Source organism: Mesorhizobium sp. M4A.F.Ca.ET.090.04.2.1 (assembly GCF_003999085.1).
GTDB lineage: Bacteria > Pseudomonadota > Alphaproteobacteria > Rhizobiales > Rhizobiaceae > Mesorhizobium.
On the sequence record NZ_RZOT01000710.1, the window covers coordinates 1 to 2,373 of the forward strand.

General features: G+C 60.9%; 3 protein-coding genes. All 3 read right to left on the reverse strand.

Annotated elements, in window-relative coordinates; translation table 11 throughout:
- Window positions 1–439: FAD-dependent oxidoreductase (locus tag EN781_RS30775; RefSeq protein ID WP_127400644.1), on the reverse strand; the 439-nt coding region annotated here is incomplete at its 3' end.
- Window positions 440–566: 127 nt separating this feature from the next.
- The gene (locus EN781_RS30780) at window positions 567–1,334 is read right to left on the reverse strand and encodes a DeoR/GlpR family DNA-binding transcription regulator (RefSeq protein WP_126054727.1); all 768 of its coding nucleotides are present in this window, start codon (window positions 1,332–1,334) and stop codon (window positions 567–569) included.
- Between the two features lie 122 nt (window positions 1,335–1,456).
- Window positions 1,457–2,373: pyridoxal-dependent decarboxylase (locus EN781_RS30785; RefSeq protein WP_145965725.1), on the reverse strand; the 917-nt coding region annotated here is incomplete at its 5' end.

Below are 2,373 nucleotides of genomic sequence, written 5' to 3' on the forward strand. Positions count from 1 at the left end.
ATTCGAAGGCCTTGCGAAACAGCGGCTTCAGGGGCTTGCCGGCCGGATCCGTCCCCATGTCCAGCGTCTTCGTCGCCGGCAGCAGTTTGCGCCCGCCAATATGGTCGTAGAGGAAAAGGCCGAGCCGGATCAGCCAGGCCGGCCGCAGGCCCTTGGCGTAAGGCAACACGAAACGCATCGGCCAGATTATGTGCGGCGCGTTCTTCCACAGAACCTCGCGCTCCATCAGCGCTTCGCGTACCAGGCGGAATTCGTAGAACTCAAGATAGCGCAAGCCGCCATGGATCAGCTTGGTCGAGCCGGACGAGGTGCCGCTGGCCAGATCGCTCATCTCGGCGAGAAAAACCGAGAAGCCGCGACCAACCGCGTCGCGGGCGATGCCGCAGCCGTTGATGCCGCCGCCAATGACAAAAATGTCATGGATCGGTGATGCGTCCAAGAAATCCTCCAGCGATTTCGCATTGCAGCATTTTTGGTCTTTTGCGAAACCGTTACGGAATTAATTCGAAATACGAACGAATGTCAAACGAAATATCACAGCGCCGTGAAAGCCACGTTAGCCGGCCCTAGCCGAGCGATGTTTCGATCAGCTGAACCTCTGCCTCCTCGCAGATCTTGCGCACCGAGGGGATGTCGCAACGATCGGTGATGAAGGTGTTGACCTGCGACAGATGGCCGATGCGAACCGGCGCGGTGCGTTCGAACTTGGTCTGGTCGGAAACCAGGATGACGTGCCTGGCGTTGGCGATGATGGCTTGCGCCACTTTCACCTCGCGAAAATCGAAATCGAGCAGCGCGCCATCATGGTCGATGGCCGAGGCGCCGATGACGGCGTAGTCGACCTTGAACTGGCGGATGAAGTCGACGGCGGCCTCGCCGACGACGCCGCCGTCGGAGCCACGCACGACGCCGCCGGCAATCACCACCTCGATCGAAGGATAGACACGCATCCTATTGGCAACATTGATATTATTGGTGATGACCATGAGGCCGTTGTGGTCCAGCAAGGCCTTGCTGACGGACTCGGTCGTGGTGCCGATGTTGATGAAGAGCGAGGCGTTGTCGGGGATCAGCCTGGCGGCGGCGCGGCCGATCGCCTCCTTCTCCTCGGCGGCGATCTTGCGGCGCGCCTCATACTCCATGTTCTCGATGCCGGAGGGGAACAGGGCGCCGCCATGGATGCGTGTGAGCAGGCGCTGGTCGCAGAGATCGTTGAGGTCCTTGCGGATGGTCTGCGGCGTCACGTTGAAATGCGTGGCCAGATCGTCCACCAGCACACGGCCATGATCCTGGGCCATCTGGACGATTTCAGCATGGCGCGGGGACAGAAACATCTAGTGCCTCCCGTTTTCGTTTTTCTTGTGTATATCCGAAAACGAAAGCAATGAAAAGGCAGATGCCGGCTAATGAAAATCATATGATCGCAAAACCGGCGCAGCTCGATAGGGGGCTTGCCTCAAGTAAGGCAGCGTGCGATTTCGGTGATGACATCAAATGCCGCGTCGATATCGTCCGCCGTCGCCTCGAACTGGCCGGCCTGGAAGCGGATCGCGACCCCACCATCCACTTTGGTCTGGGTCAGGTAGATGCGGCCATCGTCGTTGATGGCATTGACCAGTCGAAGGTTGTGTTCATCTGAATCGGCGCCCGCCCCTCCCTTATGCCGAAACGAAAATAGCGACAGCATCGGCTCGGTAACGATGTCGAAATCCGCCTCGCCTGCCAGGCGCTTGGCGAGGCCTTCGCTCCAGGCGACGTGGTTACGGATCATGGCGCGCAGGCCTTCCAACCCATGCGCCCGCAACAGGAACCAGAGTTTGAGCGCCCGGAACCGCCGACCGAGCGGCACCGACCATTCGGAATAGTTGATGATACCGTCATGACCATGGGTCTTGAGATAGTCCGGCTTGATGGCCAGCGTACGCACCAGATCTTCGGGCTGGCGGATGAACTGGATCGAGCAGTCGAACTGCGCGCCCAGCCATTTGTGCGGATTGAAGACGATCGAATCGGCGCCTTCGACGCCGGCCCAGAAATGCCGATACTCCGGGCAGATCATCGCCGATCCGGCCCAGGCGGCGTCGACATGCAGATAGAGGCCGTGCCGTTTGGCGACAGCAGCCGCGGCGGCGATGTCGTCGGTGCCGCCGGTGCTGGTGCCGCCGACGCAAGCGATGATACCCGCCGGCCGCATACCGGCGTTGCGGTCGGAGACGATCGCGGCTTCGAGCGCCGCGGTGTCCATGGCACGGAAACGGCCGGCGACCGGAATGCGGACGAGGTTCTCCTCGCCGATACCGGCGACCCAGATGGCGCGATCGATGGAGGTGTGAACCTGATCCGAGGAATAGACGCGAAGCCTCGCCTGCCCTG

Coding starts and splice junctions, on each gene's coding strand:
- EN781_RS30780 (WP_126054727.1), bottom strand. CDS start 1,334: ATGTTTCTGTCCCCGCGCCATGCTGAAATCGTCCAGATGGCCCAGGAT.